Origin of the sequence: Catenulispora pinistramenti (assembly GCF_018274385.1) — a bacterium.
Classification (GTDB): Bacteria; Actinomycetota; Actinomycetes; order Streptomycetales; family Catenulisporaceae; genus Catenulispora; species Catenulispora pinistramenti.
The window spans coordinates 87,762-106,698 of record NZ_JAAFYZ010000008.1; the positions used below are offsets into that span (position 1 = coordinate 87,762).

The window sequence follows — 18,937 nt, forward strand, 5'->3', positions numbered from 1 at the left end:
TTAAAGGCGTGGAGGACTCACTGTGGATTCGCAGAAGCTGACGACCAAGAGTCAGGAGGCCCTGAGCGTCGCGATCCGCGAGGCCACCCGCGCGGGCAACCCTCAGGTCGAGACCGTCCAGGTGCTGCTGGCCCTGCTCGGCCAGGTCGAAGGCACCACCCGGCCGCTGTTGGAGGCCGTCGGGGTGGACCGCGTCGCGCTCAGCCAGGCGGTCGCGGCCGCCGCTGAGCGGCTGCCGTCGGCCAGCGGGTCGACCGTCTCCGCGCCGACCCTGGCCCGCAACACGCTCAACGCCCTGAACGCCGCCGGCGACGAGGCCCGCAAGCTCGACGACGAGTACGTCTCGACCGAGCACCTGCTGGTCGGCCTGGCGCTGGGCAACGACGCCACCGCCGAACTGCTCAAGAAGGCCGGGGCCACGCCGAAGGCGCTGCGCGAGGCCTTCAGCAAGGTGCGCGGCTCCTCGCGGGTGACCTCGCAGGATCCGGAGGCCACCTACCAGGCGCTGGAGAAGTACGGGGTCGACCTGACCGCCTCGGCGCGGGACGGCAAGCTGGACCCGGTGATCGGCCGCGACGCCGAGATCCGCCGGGTGGTGCAGGTGCTCTCCCGCCGGACCAAGAACAACCCGGTGCTGATCGGAGAGCCCGGCGTCGGCAAGACCGCCGTGGTCGAGGGCCTGGCCCAGCGCATCATCGCCGGCGATGTCCCGGAAAGCCTGCGCGACAAGCGCCTGGTGTCCCTGGACCTGGGCGCGATGGTGGCCGGCGCGAAGTACCGCGGCGAGTTCGAGGAGCGCCTGAAGGCGGTCCTGGCCGACATCAAGGACTCCGACGGCCAGGTCATCACCTTCATTGACGAGCTGCACACGGTGGTCGGGGCGGGCGCGACCGGCGATTCGGCGATGGACGCCGGCAACATGCTCAAGCCCATGCTGGCCCGCGGCGAGCTGCGGATGGTCGGCGCGACCACGCTGGACGAGTACCGAGAGCGGATCGAGAAGGACCCGGCGCTGGAGCGCCGCTTCCAGCAGGTGCTGGTAGACGAGCCGACGGTTGAGGACACCATCGCGATCCTGCGCGGGCTCAAGGGCCGCTACGAGGCGCACCACAAGGTCGCCATCTCGGACACCGCGCTGGTCGCCGCCGCGACTCTCTCGCACCGCTACATCACCTCGCGCTTCCTGCCGGACAAGGCCATCGACCTGATCGACGAGGCCGCCTCCCGGCTGCGCATGGAGATCGACTCCCGTCCGGTGGAGATCGACGAGCTGCAGCGCACCGTGGACCGCATGAAAATGGAAGAGCTGGCGCTGGCAAAGGAGCACGACCCGGCCTCCCGCGACCGGCTGGCCCGGCTGCGGCTGGACCTGGCCGACCGGCAGGAGACCCTCAACGCCCTGATCGCGCGCTGGGAGCAGGAGAAGGGCGGCCTGAACCGGGTCGGCGAGCTGAAACAGCGGCTGGACGCGATGAAGTCGCAGGTCGAGCTGGCCCAGCGGTCCGGCGACTTCGAGACCGCCTCCCGGCTGCTCTACGCCGAGATCCCGGCCGTCGAGGCCGAGCTGGAGACCGCGTCCACCACGGTCGACCAGGCCGAGGCCGTCGAGCCGATGGTCAAGGAGGACGTCGGCCCGGACGACATCGCCGAGGTGGTCGGCGCCTGGACCGGCATCCCGGCCGGCCGGCTGCTGGAAGGCGAGACGGAGAAGCTGCTGCACATGGAGGAGCGGATCGGGAAGCGGCTGATCGGCCAGACCGAGGCGGTGGCCGCGGTCTCCGACGCGGTGCGGCGCGCCCGCGCGGGCATCTCCGACCCGGACCGCCCGACCGGCTCGTTCCTGTTCCTCGGCCCGACCGGCGTCGGCAAGACCGAGCTGGCCAAGGCGTTGGCGGACTTCCTGTTCGATGACGAGCACGCCATGGTGCGCATCGACATGTCGGAGTACTCCGAGAAGCACTCGGTGGCCCGGCTGGTCGGCGCCCCTCCCGGCTACGTCGGCTACGAGGAGGGCGGCCAGCTGACCGAGGCCGTGCGCCGCCGGCCGTACTCGGTGGTGCTGCTCGACGAGGTCGAGAAGGCGCACCCGGAGATCTTCGACGTGCTGCTGCAGGTGCTGGACGACGGCCGGCTCACCGACGGCCAGGGCCGCACCGTGGACTTCCGCAACACGATCCTGATCCTCACCTCCAACCTGGGGACCTCCGGCTTCGACCTGACGATTGACGAGGCCCTGGACCCGGCGCAGGCCCGGCTGGACCGGCGCCAGCGGGTGGACAGCGCGGTGCGGGCGGCTTTCAAGCCGGAGTTCCTGAACCGGCTGGACGCGCAGGTGATCTTCGACCCGCTGGGCACCAGCGAGCTCGGCAAGATCGTCGGCATCCAGGTCCGCAAACTGGCCGCGCGCCTGGCCGACCGGCGGCTGACGCTGGAGGTCACCCCGGGTGCCTCCGACTGGCTGGCGATCGCCGGGTACGAGCCGGCCTTCGGGGCCCGGCCGCTGCGCCGCCTGGTGCAGTCCTCGATCGGCGACCCGCTGGCCCGCCGGCTGCTGGCCGGGGAGATCCGGGACGGGGACACGGTGCGGGTGGACGTGGACATCGAGGACGACGCGCTGGTGATCAGCTCGCAGTCCCCGGCGCAGGCGTCGGCCGAGGACGAGTCGTCGGTGCGGCCCGAGCCGCCGTCGTCGCGGTCGTCGTAATGCGGATGATCAACCAGCGTCGGTGCGGTTAGCGTGGTGACCATGCCTGCCGTATTGCCGACCGTCACCGCCACCCGGTACGTGACCCCGCTCCGCGAGGGCGGTTCGCTGCCCGGACTGGTCGAGGCCTCGGACCTCGGGACGTACGTGGTGAAGTTCCGCTCGGCCGGCCAGGGTCGCAAGGCCCTGGTCGCCGAGGTCGTCGCCGGGGAACTGGCCCGGGCCCTGGGCCTGCCGGTGCCGGCCCTGGTCGGGATCGAGCTGGATCCGGCGATCGGCGCCGCCGAGCCGGATCAGGAGATCCAGGAACTCCTTAAGGGGAGCAAGGGGTTGAACCTCGGTATGGACTATCTGCCGGGTTCACTGGGATATGACCCTTTAGCGTTTCCCGTGGAGTCCGAACTGGCCAGCCGCATCGTGTGGTTCGACGCGTTGGTGCGGAACGTCGACCGGTCGTGGCGGAACCCGAATCTGTTGCTGTGGCACCGCAAGCTCTACCTGATCGACCACGGCGCTTCGCTGATCTTCCATCACAACTGGCCGGGCGCGCAGAAGGGTGCCCTGGCGCCTTTTGACGCGGGCGACCATGTGCTTGCCTCCTATGCGAAGGACATGCCGGCTGCCGATGCCGCGCTGGCTCCGCTCGTCACCGAGGAGTTGCTGCGGTCGGTCGTGGCGATGGTCCCGGATGAGTGGCTGGCGGACGAGCCCGGATTCGGATCTCCCGAAGAAGTGCGCGAGGCGTATGTGGGCTACTTGTCGACCCGGGTAGCGGGACCGCGCGAGTGGTTTCCACAGGTTGTGGATAGCTCTGCACAGGAAGCTGCGCGGGCTCTGGACAGCTCTGATCTCAAGGCACGCCTTAAGGCGAAGCACCCGAACTGGATGCAGGGGCGCGTGAAATGAGCGTTCAGCCTTACGAGTACTCGGTATTGCGCGCCGTTCCCCGCGTGGAGCGCGGGGAGTACGTCAACGTCGGCGTGGTGCTCTACTGCCAGCAGCTCGACTTCCTCGGATGCACCACGCAGATGGACGCTGTGCGGGTGCGCGCACTGGATCCCACAGCGGACGTCGAGGGGATCGAGGCGCTGCTCGGCGCCATCGCCAAGGTGTGCTGCGGCGGACCGGACTCTGGTCCCGCCGGACAGGACACACTGGGGCGACGGTTCCGGTGGCTGATCGCGCCGCGTTCCACGGTGGTGCAGCCGGGTCCGGTGCACACCGGACTCACCGCCGATCCCGCGGCGGCGCTGGACCGGGTGGCCGGTTCGGTGCTCGGGCTGAAGTCGGCTGCTGTGCCTTCTCTGTAGAGGCAGTAGCCGTAGCTATGCGTTCTCTGCAGAGGTAGTAGTCGCTGATTCCTTTAGCGTTTCCGACGCTGTGGCTGCCGCCTTGGCTGCTTGGGCTGCTTGGGCCGCCGCGCCGCCGGGACCGGTCAGCCGCGATGCCGCCTCGGCGCCCCGCTTCTCGACGTCCGCGATCATCTCGCGGTCCGCGCGTGCGGTGGCCCGGGCGTTCGCCTTCTCCACGATCGCGGGCAGCATGCCGTGGAAGCGGCGCAGGTTGTTGAGCCAGGACGGCACGCAGATGACCCGGCTGCGTTTGGTGATGCCGGCGACGACCGCCTGGCCGACCTTCTCCACCGGGTACACGCGGGATGCCGGGCCGGGTGCGGCCTTGCGGAACTTCCCGAGGACCGGATGCGAGTCCGCGCTGGTCACCAGGTCCGTCTTGATCCAGGAGAAGTAGGCCACGCCGACGTCCACGCCGAGGTGCTTCACTTCGGCCCGCAGGCTGTCGCCGAACGCTTCGGCGCCGGCCTTGGAAGCCGTGTACGCGGCCAGCGCCGGCGGGTGGATGAGGGCCGCGGCCGAGGTGACCACGAGGACATAGCCCTTGCTCTTGATGATGTGCGGGAGGGCGGTGCGGACCGTCCGCCAGACCCCGAGCAGGTTGATCTCGATGGTGCGCTCGAAGGCCGCCGGGTCGATGGAGCGGATGAAGCCGGTCGGAGCCACGCCGGCGTTGGCCACCACCACGTCGATGCCGCCGTAGTGGTTGACGATGCCGTCGATGGCCGCGCCGAGCTGGTCCCAGGAAGTGACGTCCGCGTCCCAGGCCGTGGCGTCCGGTCCGCACGACTCCGCGGTCCTACGGAGTTCGTCGGGCTCCAGACCCACCAGCGCGACCTTCGCCCCGGCGCGGGCCAGGCGCCGTGCCGCGTCCGCGCCGATTCCGCGGGCCGCACCGGTGATGACCACGACTTTCCCGCTGACGCCAGACGGTCCCCAGGTTCCCATGACTGAACCCTACCGCCGGTAACTTACTGGGCGGTAGGGCTGCCGCGGGGGCGGTCAGCCGCTGGTTTGCTGGCCGCCGTCGTTGAAGCAGGTCATCGGGCTCGGATAGTAGGCCGACACGCCGTATTGGTTGACCGCGGCGAGTTGGAGACAGGTCACGCCGCCCGCTGTGAATTGATACGAGTAGCTGGTGCCGTCGACCGGGATGGTCTGGTCGGTCGCCGGGGGTGGGTTGAGCCCGCTGGAGACGCCAGGGCTGATCGTGTAGTGGAGTTTGTAACTTGTCGCGTCGGGGTGCGCCTTCCACGAGATGTTCATCGTGGGCTCGCCGAACCAGGTCGGGATCAGGGCCGTGATCTCACCGGCGCCCATCGGGACCGGGGGGTTGTGGGCCGGCTGTGCGGGCGCGGAAGACTTCTTCGTTGACGGATGCGAGCTCGGGTGCGATGCCGACGAGGACGGTAGATCGTTCTGGTTGTTCGATTCGGAGAAGGTGATCGTGACCGGCTGCGAGCCGCCCTGAGCCGGCGTCGTGCCGGGCGAACCGGGCTTCACCGGGGCGACCTGCCCGCCCGGTGTCGGAGAAGGACCACCGCTGCTCGTCGTCTGCCCGCCGGAACCGCTGCCGGACGAGCCGCCGGTGGGTGGGAACGCGCCGCCGTTCTGCTGAGAACCGGCGGTCGTGCCGCCGGTGTGTGCGCTGTCCGCCGATGTTCCCTTTCCGCCGCCGCTGCTCTCCGCAATGGCGACGGCGACCAGGACGAGCGCGGCGGCCGTGGCGCCGGAGATCACGGCGGCGCGCTTTCCGGCCCGCCTCGGGGCGAGCGACATGGTGGACAGGTCGTACGACTCGCTGGCGGTCAGCGGCAGCCCCACGCCGAGCGGCGGCTGCTGCCACGCCACCCCGGTGAGCGGCTGCCATTCGGTGACGCCGAAGAGCTGCACGATCTGCTCCGGCGAGGGCCGGTCCTCGGGTTCCTTGGCCAGACAGCCTTCGATGACCCGGCGCAGCGCCTCGTCGCCCTCGGCGACCCCGGTGAGGTCCGGTTCGTTGTTGACCACCCGGTGCAGGATCGCCAGCGGGGCGCCGTCGCCGAAGGCGAGCCGGCCGGTCGCGGCGAAGACCAGTAACGCGCCGAGCGCGAACACGTCCGAGGAGCTTTCGACCGAGCGGCCGTCGGCTTGCTCAGGGGACATGTACGCGGGCGTACCGAGGGTCTGGCCCGTATTGGTCAGCAGTGAGGCGTCCAGGGCGCGGGCCACGCCGAAGTCGATGACCTTGGGGCCGTCCGGGCCGAGCAGGATGTTCGCCGGCTTGAGGTCGCGGTGGACCACCTCCACGGCGTGGATGACCTGGAGCGCTTGGGCGACGGCGACCGCGAGCGCGCGAAGCCGTCGGTTGTCGAAGGCGCCGCCCTGGTCCACGGCGTCCTGCAGGGTCGGGCCGGGGACGTATTCGGTGGCCAGCCACGGCTGCCGGCCGTCGGTCTGCGCGTTGAAGATCTCCGCGACGCGCGGACTGTGTACCCGCTCGGCGACCTGTAGCTCCCGCGCGAAGCGCTTGCGGAACGCCGGGATGTCGGCCAGGTCGGACCGGACCACCTTGACGGCGGCCTGCCGTCCGGCGGCATCGGTGCCGAGGAACACCCGGCCCATGGCACCCGATCCGAGCTGGGTGACGAGCAGGTATGGACCGATCCGGTCGGTCGCCGCGGTCTCCCCCCTGAGTACATTGCCGTTCATATTCAACGTCTGCCTCCCCTGTACGGCGTCCGGGCCATTATGGGGCAGCAGCTCAGGATCGTGCCCCCCGGCCCTCAGCGCAGGCGGCGGTCGTTGAGAACTGGCAACGCGCCACGCGTCTGAGCGACCAGTGCCGGATCCACGTCCACCCGCAGGACCTCTTCACCGGTACCCGCTTCGGCCACGACATTCCCCCAGGGGTCGATGACCGCGGAGCGGCCACCGAGGGGAACGCCTCCGTTGGTCCCCACGCAGTTCGTGGCGAAGACGAAAACCTGGTCCTCAATAGCGCGGGCCTTCAGCAGCACTCGCCAGTGCTCGATCCGCTTCGCAGGCCACGCAGAGCTGATGACGAGGTGCTCCATCCCTCGGTCCAGAAGTCCGCGGAACAGTTCGGGGAAGCGGAGGTCGTAACAAGTGGCGAGTCCCAGCGTCCCCCAGGGAGAGGGAACGGTGACGAGTTCTTCCCCGGCGCCCATCAGCGTCGCCTCGCCCTCGCTGAAGCCGAAGCGGTGGATCTTGCGGTACTCCGCCCGCACTCCACCGGGGCCACGGAAGACAGAGGTGTTATAGAGAGTCCCGTCAGCTGCGCGCTCTACATAGGAACCGAAGTGCAGCCATGTCTCAGGGCCCGCGCCCTCGTGGGTCCGCACCTTCTCCAATGCCGCGATCGGCTCGCTGTCGGCGATCGGGTCGGCGTGATCGCTCCAGCTCTTGTAGTCGAACCCGCCGGCCACCCAGAGTTCGGGCAGGACGATGAGGTCGGCTCCCGTCTCCCGCTCGGCCTCGACCAGTTTGACGACCCGGTTCCAGCGGTCGTGCGGCGCTTCCGCGTCGTCGACGACGAGCTGCATGAGCGATACGCGCATACCCTCGATCGTGCCAGAGGCGCACCGGTTCTGAGAACCGGTGCGCCTCTGCCGGTACCGCTATAGAGATTCCCGGGTAGAGATCCTTATGGGGATCCCTACTAGGAAATCAGCTCCAGGCCAGCGCGGTCAGCGGGTCGGCCAGCACCGCACCGATGTCCCGCAGCACCTTCGACCCCAGTTCGCCGTCGACCAGGCGGTGGTCGAAGGACAGCGCGAGGGTCGTCACCTGGCGCGGCTTCACCTTGCCCTTGTGCACCCACGGCTGCTCCCGCACCGCGCCGAACGCCAGGATGGACGCCTCGCCGGGGTTCAGGATCGGGGTGCCGGTGTCCACGCCGAACACGCCGACGTTGGTGATGGTCGCCGTGGCGCCGGTCATGTCGGCCAGCGAGGTCTTGCCCTCGCGCGCCACCGCGGTGAGGGCGTTGAGCGCGCGGCCCAACTCCACCAGCGGCAGCAGGTCCGCACCCTTGATGTTCGGCACCAGCAGCCCGCGCGGCGTGGCCGCCGCGATGCCCAGCGAGACGTGGTCGAAGTAGACGATCTCGCCATTCGCCTCGTCCCAGCGGGCGTTGATCTCCGGGTTCCGGGCCATCGCGACCAGGAACGCCTTGGCGACCAGCAACAGCGGGGACACCCGGACGTCCTTGAAGTCCGGCATCTCCTTCAGGCGCTGCACGAACTTCATGGTCGGGGTGACGTCCACCGTCAGGAACTCGGTGACGTGCGGGGCCGTGAACTTCGACTGCACCATCGCCGCGGCGGTCGCCTTGCGCACGCCCCGGATCGGGACCCGGCGCTCGCCGTTGACGAACGGGGCGGCCGGGGCCGCCGGGGCCGCCGGGGCCGCGGTGCCCGCGCTCGGCGCGGTCTGCGTCGTCCCGGAGGCCGCCGCGTGGACGTCCTCCCGGGTCACGGTGCCGTTGACGCCGGTGGGGACCACCGACGCCAGATCGACGCCGAGGTCCTTGGCCAGCTTCCGGACCGGCGGCTTGGCCAGCGGCTTTGCCCCGATCGGCGCGGATGGCGCGGCCGGCGTGACCGAGACGGTCGAGGCCGGGGCCCGGACCGTCGGAGCGGCCGTCTCCCGGCCCGCGGGCTGGCCGTAGTACGCCGGGGCCGGGACGTCGTCGACGACCGGCTCCTCGCGCAGCGAGGCGCCCATGACGTCGGCGGCCGAAGGGGCCGCCGCGGTCTTGCGGGGACGGCGGGCGGCAGCGGCCTGCTTCACCCCGTAGCCGACCAGGACCGCTTCGCGCTTCTCCTTCTCGGCTGGCGGGGCCGCCTTCGCCTCGGCGGTCGCCGCGACTCCGGCGGTCATGTCGTCCCCGCCCGCGGCACCACTGGTGCTCGGCGTGCTCGGGTCGATGTCGATCCCGATGATCGGGGTGCCGACGTCGACCGTCTGGCCCTCGGACACCAGCAGCTCGACGATCTTGCCGGCCCACGGCGAGGGCAGCTCGACGGCGGCCTTGGCGGTCTCGATCTCGACCAGGATCTGGTTGACCTTGACGATGTCTCCGACCTTCACCGACCAGGCCAGGATCTCGGCCTCGGTCAGGCCCTCGCCGACGTCCGGGAGGTTGAATCTCTTGATCTCACCCATGTGTGCTCCCGATCCCTCAGAACGCGAACGCGCGGTCGACGGCGTCCAGCACCCGGTCCAGGTCCGGCAGGAACTCCTCCTCGACCCGCGACGGCGGGTACGGGGTGTGCGGAGCGCCGACGCGCAGGACCGGTGCCTCCAGAGAGTAGAAGCACTTCTCGGTGACCTTCGCGGCGATCTCCGCGCCCATGCCCATGAAGACCGAGGCCTCGTGCACGGTGATCAGACGGCCGGTCTTGCGCACCGAGGCGAACACCGGCTCCAGGTCCAGCGGGGACAGCGTCCGCAGGTCGATGACCTCCAGCGAGCGGCCCTCCTCCTCGGCCGCCTTGGCGGCCTCCAGGCAGGTCTTCACCATCGGCCCGTAGGCGACCACCGTGGCGTCGGTCCCCTGGCGCACCACGCGGGAGGCGTAGAGCGGGTAGGGCGTCGCCGTCGGGTCCAGCTCGGCCTTGTCCCAGTAGCGGCGCTTGGGCTCGAAGAAGACCACCGGGTCGTCGGAGGCGATGGCCTGCTGGATCATCCAGTAGGCCTCCACCGGGTTCGAGGCCGCGACCACGCGCAGGCCCGCGGTCATCGCGAAGTAGGCCTCGGGGGACTCCGAGTGGTGCTCGACCGCGCCGATGCCGCCGCCGAACGGGATGCGGATCACGATCGGCATGCTGACCTTGCCCAGCGCCCGGGCCCGCATCTTGGCGACCTGGGTGACGATCTGGTCGAACGCCGGGTAGACGAAGCCGTCGAACTGGATCTCCACCACCGGCCGGTACCCGGCCAGCGCCAGGCCCACCGCGGTGCCCACGATGCCGGACTCGGCCAGCGGGGTGTCGATGACGCGGGCCTCGCCGAAGTCCTTCTGCAGGCCGTCGGTGACCCGGAAGACTCCGCCGAGCTTGCCGATGTCCTCGCCCATGAGCAGGACCTTCGGGTCGTCCTCAAGGGCCCGACGCAGGCCCAGGTTCAGGCCCTTGCTCAGAGAGATCTGCTGTGTCTTGGTAGTCGACTCTGCCATGTCAGTGAGCACCCTCGAAAGATTCCCAGTAAGCCCCGTACTCTGCTCGTTCCTCGTCCATCAGGGGGTGCGGCTCGGCGTAGACGTGGTCGAAGATCGAGATCGGCTTCGGGTCCGGCAGCGCCACGCAGCGGGCCCGGATGTCGGCGGCGACCGTGTCCGCCTCGGTGTCGACCTCCGTGAAGAAGGCCTCGTCGGCGTACTTGTTCTTCTCCAGGAAGGACCGCATCCGCATGATCGGGTCCTTGGCCTTCCACTCCTCCAGCTCCTCCGAGCTGCGGTAGCGGGTCGGGTCGTCGGTGGTGGTGTGCGCGCCCATGCGGTAGGTGAACGCCTCGACCAGAATCGGGCCGTTGCCGCTGCGCGAGTGCTCGAGAGCGGCACGGGTGACGGCCAGACAGGCCAGGACGTCGTTGCCGTCCACCCGCACGCCCGGGAAGCCGAAGCCGGCGGCGCGCTGGTAGAGCGGGACACGGAACTGACGCTCGTTGGGCTCGGAGATGGCCCACTGGTTGTTCTGGCAGAAGAAGACCACCGGGGCGTTGTTCACGCTGGCGAAGACGAACGCCTCGTTGACGTCGCCCTGCGAGGACGCGCCGTCGCCGAAGTAGGCGATCACCGCCGCCTCGCGGCCGTCGCGCTGCATGCCCATGGCGTAGCCGGTGGCGTGCAGCGTCTGCGAGCCGATCACGATCGTGTAGAGGTGGAAGTTCTTCTCGTTCGGGTCCCAGCCGCCGTTGTTCACGCCGCGGAACATCCCGAGCAGGTTCACCGGGTCCACGTCGCGGCACCAGGCCACGCCGTGTTCGCGGTAGGTGGGGAAGGCATAGTCCTCGGCGGTCTGCGCGCGGCCGGAACCGACCTGCGCGGCCTCCTGGCCCAGCAGCGGGGCCCACAGGCCCAGCTCGCCCTGGCGCTGTAGCGCCGTGCCTTCGGCGTCGATGCGGCGGACCAGGACCATGTCCCGGTACAGGCCGCGGTACTCCTCGGGCGACAGATCGATCGAGTAATCGGGGTGCTCGACCAGGTCCCCTTCGGGCGTCAGCAGCTGCACGAGGTCCGGGCCCGCGGCACCGGCTTTCTTCTTCGCAGCAGCGGTCTTGCCACCCGCGCCCTTGCGTGAGGTCACCACTACATGTCTCCTCTACACGTATCTCAGACGGACGTACGGCGGGATCGCCGCCGCGGTCAGCGAGGTTCGACGCCGGCCGCCGGGTTTCGGTCGGGGTGTGACGTGGATCCCCCTCGGCCGTGCAGAGGCCACGTTACAGTGCGCAATGCCTGGGCGATGCCCCCCACCAAACACGCGAAAGCTCTCGAGTATCGCTATGTTGTCGGTGTGCACTCTGATGCGGGGAAGTCGGATATAACGGACACGATCCGTGTCTTCCTCCTGGACGACCACGAGTTGGTGCGGCGCGGGGTGGCCGAACTGCTCAGCGCCGAGCCCGACATCGACGTGGCAGGCCAAGCCGGCAGTGTGGCGCAGGCTCTGGCCACGGCTGAGGCGGCGCGGCCGGATGTCGCGCTGCTCGACGTGCGGCTGCCCGACGGCTCGGGGATCGAGGCCTGCCGCGAGCTGAAGTCGCGGATGCCGCGGCTGGGCTGCCTGATGCTGACCTCGTTCTCCGATGACGACGCGTTGTTCGGCGCCATCATGGCCGGTGCGGCCGGGTACGTCCTGAAGGACATCCGGGGTTCGGCGCTCGTGGACGCGGTGCGGACGGTGGCGCGCGGGGGCTCGTTGTTGGACCCGACCGCCACCGAACAGTTGTTGAGCCGCCTGCGGGTGGGGATCGTTCCGGCGGATGTCGACCGCGAGGGCGCGGCGGCGAAGCTGGCGTCCCTGACGGTGTCGGAGACGCGGATCCTGGAGCTGATCGCCGAAGGGCTCACCAACCGGCAGATCGGCGAGCGGCTGCACCTGGCCGAGAAGACGGTGAAGAACTACGTCACCGGAATCCTGGCGAAGCTGGCCATGCAGCGGCGGACCCAGGCCGCGGCGTTCGCCGTGCGGCATCTTCCTGGGCGCCCGCTCTAATACTCCCGCTGAGTACGCGCTGTGCGGTGGTTCCCTTTTGCCCGGGCTCCTATTTATATGGGCCCCTAGCGTCCGGGCTCCTAGTGCCCGGGTTCTTAGCGCCCGGGTTCTTAGTGCGTGGACTCGCTATGGCGTGGGCTTCGCGAGCATGCCGCGGAAGAGCTCCAGGAGGCCGTCGCGGATCTCCTCCCTGGTCGGGACCGCGCGGTTGCCGGCGCCGGCCACCGAGTCGAATAAGAGCCCTTCGCACCACGCGATGAACATACGGCCGTGGCGGTCCGGGTCCGTGGCGCCCAGCACCGTCGCGAGGGCGCGTGCGGGCTCGCGAAAGGTGACTCCGGCGGCGTCGTAGATGACCCGCAGCTCCGGCCGTCTCGTGGCCTCCAGGGCGAGTTCGAAGCGGGCCAGCGCCTGCTCCCGGCGGAGCGTGAGGGTGTCGTGCAGCTGGGTGGCGACGAGGTCGGCGGCGAGTTCCGGGGTGAGGTTCTGGAGCGCCAGGACGCCGCCAGGATTCGCCGCGTTCTCGAAGACCTCGGCTTCCAGCCGGCACAGCCGCGCGAACGTCGTCTCCAGCAGCGCGCTGCGGGTCCGGGCGTGGTTGGAGGTGGAGCCGGGGGGCAGCCCGGCGGCCTCGTCGACGGCGCGGTGGGTGAGGCCGCGCAGGCCCCGCTCGGCGAGCAAGGCGATGGCGGTGTCTCCGATGAGATCCGAGCGGGAGGTCATGACAGCCGACCCTAGCAGTTGACGACTACGGCTGTAGTGCCGTAGAACTACGTTTGTAGTTGAAACTACGGATGTAGTGGGGAGCGGTCATGAAGGCGATTGTGGTGGGGGCGGGGTTCGGCGGGCTCACGGCCGCGGCTGGGCTCCACCAGCGCGGGTGGGAAGTGGTCGTCGTGGAGCGCGCCTCGCAGCTGCGGCCGGTCGGCTCCGGACTGGCTGTTGCGCCGAACGGGTTGCGGGCTTTGGACGCGCTGGGAGTCGGCGACGCGGTGCGGAAGCTGGCTGCCTTTCAAGGTGACGCCGCCGTGTCCCGGCCCGACGGCCGGGTGATCGCCCGCACGGCGGGCAAGGCCATGATCCGCCGGTTCGGTGACGCGGTGATCCCCGCGACCCGGTCCTCGGTCATGGACGTGCTGGTGGGGCTGCTGCCGCCGGAGACGTTCCGGCTCGGCGTCACCGCGCAGGGTGTGGAGGCCGGAGACAGTACTCGGCGACCGTGTCTGCTGACCGGTTCCGCGGTCATCGAAGCGGATTTGATCGTCGCCGCCGATGGGGTGAACTCGTCCTTGCGCAGGGCTCTGTTTCCCGAGCACCAGGGCGCGGTCTATAGCGGGATCACAGCGTGGCGTCTGCTTGTTCCGACGCCCGCCGGGGACTTCTTGCCTGGCGAGGTGTGGGGCGGCGGCCAGGTCTTCGGGATCACGCCGCTGGCCGACGGACGCACCTACGCCTATGCGGCCGACTACGCGGAAGCCGGCATTACGTATCCGAATGAGAAGGCGGAGTTGACGCGCCGTTTCGGCGCTTGGCACTTCCCGATCCCCGAACTCATCGAGGCTGCGGCCCCGGAGACGATCCTGCACAACGACATCTATGAGATGGCCGAACCGTTGCCCGCGTATCACCGCGGCGCGGTCGCGATCCTCGGCGATGCCGCGCACGCCATGACCCCGCATCTGGGCCAGGGGGCGAATCAGGCCATGGAGGACGGCGTTACGTTGGCGGCGCTTGTGGGGTCGGCTAAGAGCTCTGTAGAGGTCGCTAGCGGGCTCGCGCAGTACACCGCACTGCGTGCCCCGCGCGGGGCGGACATGGTGCGCCGGTCGCATCGGATGGGTGCGCTGACGCAGAGCACGTCGCGGCCCAAGGAGGCGCTGCGGAACCTGGGGATGGGGCTGGCCGCGCGTCTGGTGCCGGACCTGGTGTTGCGGGCGATGGACCCGGTGGTCGCGTGGCGGCCGCCACAGTGACCGTAGGCTAGGCCGCATGACCCAGACAGCGTCGCCTCCCGTCCCGATTCGCTACGGCTTCCTGGGCCCGGCGGGGACGTTTACGGAGGCGGCGCTTCTTAGCGTTCCCGGGGCATCGGAGGCGGAGCGGGTTCCCTACGAGTCGGTCCCGGCGGCGCTGGACGCGGTGCGGCGGGGCGAGGTGCAGGGCGCGGTCGTCGCGTTCGAGAACTCGGTGGAGGGCGCGGTCCCGGCCACCCTGGATGATCTGTCCACTGAGGAACCGCCGCTGCACATCGTGCGCGAGATCCTGCTCCCGGTGGAGTTCGCGCTAATGGGGCGCCCGGATACGGCGCTCGCGGACATCAAGACGGTCTCCAGCCATCCGCACGCCTATCCCCAGTGCCGCCGTTGGCTGGCCGAGAACCTGCCGGACGCGCGATGGGTCGCGGCGTCGTCCAATGCGGACGCCGCGCGGCTGGTCTCTGAAGGCGTTCATGACGCGGCCCTGGCGGGTGCCTTCGCGGCGCCCTTCTACCGGCTCGCGGTGCTCGCGCAGGACATCCACGACGTCAGCGGGGCGGTCACCCGGTTCGTGATGGTCGTGCCGCGCGGCTCGGCGCCGGTACGCACCGGCGCCGACAAGACGTCGCTCGCGGTGGTGCTGCGGGACAACCACCCCGGCGCGCTTCTGGAGATCCTTGAGGAGTTCGCGGTCCGGGGCGTCGACCTGATGCGCATCGAGTCGCGGCCCACGCGGTCGAAGCTGGGGACGTACTGGTTCTCCATCGACTGCGAGGGACACCTCGACGACGCGCGGGTCGGAGAGGTCCTGACCGGACTGCGGCGGGTCGCCGCCGAGGTTCGCTACCTCGGCAGCTACCCGCGTGCCGACGGACGTGCTGTGGAGGTTCGCAAGGGAACCTCCGACGAGGACTTCCGCGAGGCCGCCGAATGGCTGGCCGGTCTCAGGAACCGATGAGCGCGTTCAGCAGGGCCTCCCGCTCGGCGATCGCCGTGTAGAGCTGTTCGGAGATCGAGCGCAGGGCGTTAAGAGAGTCGTACTGGTAGGCCGCGAGAACGTCCGCCATGGGGTTCTCCATCAGCGTCTGGCGCTCCAGCGCCAGTTCCGCCTGCTTCGCGCGCAGCCAGATCAGGCGGTTGCGCAGCCACATCTCGCGTTGTGGGGCGTCCACGCCGGGACCTGAGGAGGTCAGGGACCACTCCTCGCTCAGCTTCTGGAGCCCGGGGAGGTCGTCCTTCTCGTACGCGGCGTTCACCCGGGTGATGAAGGCCGACCGGCGGGCGATCTCCGTCGGGTCCTGGACCAGGTCCGGGTGCGAGCGGCGGGCCAGCTCCCGGTAGAGGCGCTGCGCGGTCTTGCTGGGACGCACCGGGACGTCCGGGTCTGGAGCCGGTGCTGCCGACTCGCGGGGTCGCGGTGGCGTCTCGGACTGGGCGGCGGCGTCCTCCTCGTCGTCTTCGAGCAGCCCGGCGTTCGCGGCGGCGAACAGCAGCGGGTCCTCGCCGTCGACGCGGGCCCGAGCCTCCACCGCACGGCGGATCGCCTCGGGGTCGCCGGTCATGGCGGCTTCGGTCTCGGCGGTGAGCGCGTCAAGCTCATCCAGCCGGCCGTACAGGGGGCCCAGTTGGATCTGGTGCAGCCGGGTGAACTGGTCCAGCTCGGCACGCAGCGACTCGACGGCCACCTGCGTGTCCAGCAGGGCCGTCTCGGCCACCACGACGGCGTCTTCCAGACTCTGGAACAACGGCTCACTCATTGCCTGGGCAGTCTCCACGGTTGGTCCTCACAGATTTACTCAGGGCACTGCGGCAGAGAGGGTACAGGAGCGACAAGGGGTGACGACTCCGTCTTCGGGCGTACTGTGGTGCGCAGGATGATCGACCTTAACGCAGATCTGGGCGAAGGCTTCGGGCATTGGCGGTTGGGGGACGACGACGCCCTGCTGGACCTGGTCACCAGCGCCAACGTCGCCTGCGGCTTCCACGCCGGCGATCCCTCCACCATGCGCCGGGTCTGCTCGGCGGCGGTAGGCCGCGGAGTACGGATCGGAGCCCAGGTCGGCTACCGCGACCTGGCCGGCTTCGGCCGCCGCGACATCGAGTACGACCCCCACGAACTGGCAGACGACGTCCTCTTCCAGATCGGGGCCCTGGACGCCTTCGCCCGGGCGGCGGGCGACCGCGTGCGCTACGTCAAGCCGCACGGCGCTCTATACAACCGTATCGTGCACGACGCAGTCCAAGCTGAGGCGGTGGTACGCGCGGTAGCGGCATTCGCCTCGGCATACGACGAAACGGTACCTGTCCTGGGCCTCCCCGGATCGGTGTTCCTGGAACTAGCGACCACGGCAGGCCTGCCGACCGTCCAGGAGGCATTCGCGGACCGCGCGTACACCCCGCAGGGAACCCTGGTCCCGCGCACGGCAGCGGGGGCGGTACTGACGTCACCCGAGGAGGTCGCAGGGCGGGCCGTGGAGATGGCGGTGTCGGGGACGGTGCGCGCGATCGACGGAACGCTGCTGGCGGTTTCGGCGCAGTCGTTGTGCGTCCACGGGGATTCGCCCTCTGCCGTGGAGATGGCAGCCGCGGTGCGGGATGGGTTGCGGTCGGTGGGGGTCGAGGTCGGGGCTTTCGCGTGAGTGGGGACCCTTCGGGGGCTTCTGCGGGCTCTTTGGACCCTTCCGAGCTTTCTACGCCTTCGTCGGCTGCGCGGGGATCTGATCCGTCTCCCGGCACCCGCTCTGATTCCGGACAGCGGCAGTCGGATGATCCCCGTGTGCTGCCGGCTGGTCCGTTCGGAGTACTGCTTGAGTTCACGTCGCTGGACGAAGTCCAACGCTGTTTCGCATGGGTCGAGCAGTGGCGCGTATCGCGACCCGGCGTCCTGGTAGATGTGGTGCCTGCCGAGCGCACGCTGATGGCCATCGCGACTTTCGACGATGCGGGCCAGCGTGGGCTGCGGGAGCTCGCGGCGGCGCTGCGGGATGTGGATTGGGCCGCTGCGGGCGCCGACGCCACTGCTCCACCGGGCGCTGATTCTGAGCACGTCGAGCTGCCGGTGACCTACGACGGACCGGACATCGATGAGGTCGCCCGCCTGACCGGCCTCGCCCCCGACGAGGTCGTCGCGCTCCATACGAGCACTGAATTCACGGTCGCGTTCACAGGCTTCGCGCCAGGCTTCGCATACCTGACGGGCCTACCGGAGGCACTGCGCGCGCCACGCCGCGACGCGCCGCGCACCCGTGTCCCCGCAGGCGCCGTGGCCTTGGGCGGGCCGTACGCCGGCGTGTATCCACGCGAATCGCCAGGCGGCTGGCAGCTGATCGGGCGTCTCGCATCATGGGCACCCGCCTTGTGGGACGAGACGCGATCGTCCCCCGCACTGCTGAGACCCGGCATGCGAGTCCTCTTCCGCGACGCCTCGGAGCAGAGCGCCTCAGAAGCCGTCGCCTCCACGGAGTACTCCCCGGCGCCGGATAGATCCAGCGCAACGCAACCGGGCCTGCGTGTGGTCCGCCCCGGACCACTGACCACGGTCCAGGACCTGGGCCGCCCCGGCTTCGCCCACCTCGGCGTCCCACGTTCGGGAGCAGCAGACCGAGCATCACTGAAACTCGCCAACCGCCTAGTGGGCAACGCAGAGGAAGCCGCAGCCCTCGAACTCACCCTCGGCGGCGCCGCAGTCCAACTCGAGGTGGGGCGCTGGGTCGCGGTCGCGGGGGCCCGGTGCGAAATCACGGTCTTCAGCCCCGCTCCCGAGTCGGGCGACGCCAGCGACGACCGCACCGCGCACGAGGACGCTGACTCGGCGGCTGGCAGCAGCTGCGGTGACGCTTTCCAGCCACACCACGCAGCCTCCGCGACCGGCAGCCCGCGACACGGTGTGTCGTTGCGCATCGGTACGGATCCGGCCGCCGGCGCCCGGCCCCATGACGCCTCGGAGCCTGGGGGACCGGCCGCATCGCCCGCTGGAAGCTCTACCGCGGCCGATGCCGGCGGCAGGGCTGGGGGCACGTCGCAGCACCATGGCAGTGCTGGCTTCGATGGCGCGCTACAGGGCGATGACAGTGCTGGTCTTGAGGACGCTCTACAGGGCCGTGACAGTGCTGGCCTTGAGGGCATGTCGCAGGGCCGTGACAGTGTCCGTCCCGACGGCGCGTCGCAGAGGCCCGGGCATGGCAGCGGCGCTAGTTCTGCGAGCGAATCGCGGACCGGCGCTGCCGATTTGCCTGGCGCCAGCGGGCACGGTGACAGTGCCGATCGAGCGGCTGACAGTGGGCAGGAGGGTGCGGCGGCGCGCGGCGGTGCCGGGTTGCGAGCTGGTTCGGGGTCGGGTGATGCGTCGCGGGGGCGTGGCGGTGTGGGTTCGGCGGGGGGTGGTGGTGGGCGTGGTGGCGTCGAAATCGGAGCTGGTGGTGGGCAGGGTGGTGCGCCGCGGGGCGGTGGCGGTGCTGATGTGGCGGCGCCCGGCGGTGGGGTGGAGGGCTGTGGTGTGGAGAGCTGTGATGCGGAGGGCTGTGGTGGTGGGGCGGGTCCGGTCGCTGCGGGCGGTTCTCTGCTTTCCCCCGCCCCCTCCCACCAGCAGATGATCTTGCGGACCGTGCCGGGCACAGCTTTCTACGCGCCGGGTGGCGCTGTGGTTGATGTGGGGGTGGCCAGGGCTGGGGTGCGCGCTTACCT

The 18,937-nt window shown here is 69.9% G+C and carries 15 protein-coding genes and 1 pseudogene; 8 read left to right on the top strand and 8 right to left on the bottom strand.

What is annotated here, in order from left to right; all coding sequences use genetic code 11:
* Positions 1-22: 22 nt before the first annotated feature.
* Genes clpB through KGQ19_RS04010 form a run of 3 tightly spaced genes read left to right on the top strand, consistent with a single transcriptional unit; the run spans position 23 to position 4,014 of the window.
* On the top strand, positions 23-2,704 hold the full coding sequence (gene clpB, locus KGQ19_RS04000; protein ID WP_212007678.1) for an ATP-dependent chaperone ClpB: 2,682 nt from the start codon (positions 23-25) through the stop codon (positions 2,702-2,704).
* Between the two features lie 42 nt (positions 2,705-2,746).
* Entirely contained in the window at positions 2,747-3,610 is an 864-nt protein-coding gene (locus KGQ19_RS04005) for a HipA family kinase (RefSeq protein ID WP_212007679.1), read from the top strand.
* On the top strand, positions 3,607-4,014 hold the full coding sequence (locus tag KGQ19_RS04010; RefSeq protein ID WP_212007680.1) for a DUF3037 domain-containing protein: 408 nt from the start codon (positions 3,607-3,609) through the stop codon (positions 4,012-4,014). The genes KGQ19_RS04005 and KGQ19_RS04010 overlap by 4 nt, the downstream gene beginning before the upstream one ends.
* Positions 4,015-4,029: 15 nt before the next feature.
* Here the strand turns inward: KGQ19_RS04010 and KGQ19_RS04015 are convergent, their stop codons facing one another.
* From KGQ19_RS04015 to pdhA, 6 genes and pseudogenes are all read right to left on the bottom strand, one after another.
* Complete coding sequence (locus KGQ19_RS04015) at positions 4,030-5,004, bottom strand: short-chain dehydrogenase/reductase (protein WP_230418163.1); 975 nt, start codon at positions 5,002-5,004, stop codon at positions 4,030-4,032.
* 54 nt (positions 5,005-5,058) lie between these two features.
* A complete protein-coding gene (locus tag KGQ19_RS04020) occupies positions 5,059-6,747 on the bottom strand; it encodes a serine/threonine protein kinase (RefSeq protein ID WP_212007681.1) in 1,689 nt (562 codons plus the stop codon).
* A gap of 125 nt (positions 6,748-6,872) precedes the next feature.
* Positions 6,873-7,616 (bottom strand): annotated as a pseudogene (locus KGQ19_RS04025) (nitrilase-related carbon-nitrogen hydrolase); the annotation flags it as partial.
* Positions 7,617-7,725: 109 nt separating this feature from the next.
* Positions 7,726-9,225 (bottom strand): dihydrolipoamide acetyltransferase family protein, encoded by a 1,500-nt coding sequence (locus KGQ19_RS04030; RefSeq protein ID WP_212007683.1) that lies wholly within the window; start codon positions 9,223-9,225, stop codon positions 7,726-7,728.
* Between the two features lie 16 nt (positions 9,226-9,241).
* Entirely contained in the window at positions 9,242-10,237 is a 996-nt protein-coding gene (locus KGQ19_RS04035; RefSeq protein WP_212007684.1) for an alpha-ketoacid dehydrogenase subunit beta, read from the bottom strand.
* A 1-nt stretch (position 10,238) separates the two neighbouring features.
* A complete protein-coding gene (pdhA, locus tag KGQ19_RS04040; protein ID WP_212007685.1) occupies positions 10,239-11,369 on the bottom strand; it encodes a pyruvate dehydrogenase (acetyl-transferring) E1 component subunit alpha in 1,131 nt (376 codons plus the stop codon).
* Between the two features lie 207 nt (positions 11,370-11,576).
* Between pdhA and KGQ19_RS04045 the strand changes: the two genes are divergently transcribed.
* The gene (locus KGQ19_RS04045) at positions 11,577-12,278 is read left to right on the top strand and encodes a response regulator (protein WP_212007686.1); all 702 of its coding nucleotides are present in this window, start codon (positions 11,577-11,579) and stop codon (positions 12,276-12,278) included.
* 126 nt (positions 12,279-12,404) lie between these two features.
* Here KGQ19_RS04045 and KGQ19_RS04050 read toward each other — a convergent pair whose 3' ends face one another.
* A complete protein-coding gene (locus KGQ19_RS04050) occupies positions 12,405-13,001 on the bottom strand; it encodes a TetR/AcrR family transcriptional regulator (RefSeq protein WP_212007687.1) in 597 nt (198 codons plus the stop codon).
* Positions 13,002-13,090: 89 nt separating this feature from the next.
* Between KGQ19_RS04050 and KGQ19_RS04055 the strand changes: the two genes are divergently transcribed.
* Both KGQ19_RS04055 and pheA read left to right on the top strand, forming a co-directional pair.
* Positions 13,091-14,251, top strand: coding sequence for an FAD-dependent monooxygenase (locus KGQ19_RS04055; protein ID WP_212007688.1), 1,161 nt, complete (start codon positions 13,091-13,093; stop codon positions 14,249-14,251).
* Positions 14,252-14,267: 16 nt separating this feature from the next.
* Entirely contained in the window at positions 14,268-15,212 is a 945-nt protein-coding gene (pheA, locus tag KGQ19_RS04060; protein ID WP_212007689.1) for a prephenate dehydratase, read from the top strand.
* On the opposite strand, the gene KGQ19_RS04065 is transcribed toward pheA, so the two are convergent.
* The gene (locus KGQ19_RS04065; protein WP_212007690.1) at positions 15,199-16,011 is read right to left on the bottom strand and encodes a hypothetical protein; all 813 of its coding nucleotides are present in this window, start codon (positions 16,009-16,011) and stop codon (positions 15,199-15,201) included. The two genes, pheA and KGQ19_RS04065, sit on opposite strands and share 14 nt — an antisense overlap.
* Before the next feature lie 117 nt (positions 16,012-16,128).
* Between KGQ19_RS04065 and KGQ19_RS04070 the strand changes: the two genes are divergently transcribed.
* Together KGQ19_RS04070 and KGQ19_RS51695 are read left to right on the top strand one after the other, a co-directional pair.
* Entirely contained in the window at positions 16,129-16,893 is a 765-nt protein-coding gene (locus KGQ19_RS04070; RefSeq protein WP_212007691.1) for a LamB/YcsF family protein, read from the top strand.
* A 137-nt stretch (positions 16,894-17,030) separates the two neighbouring features.
* A partial coding sequence (locus KGQ19_RS51695) for a 5-oxoprolinase subunit B/C family protein (RefSeq protein ID WP_212007692.1) occupies positions 17,031-18,937 on the top strand: 1,907 nt, incomplete at its 3' end.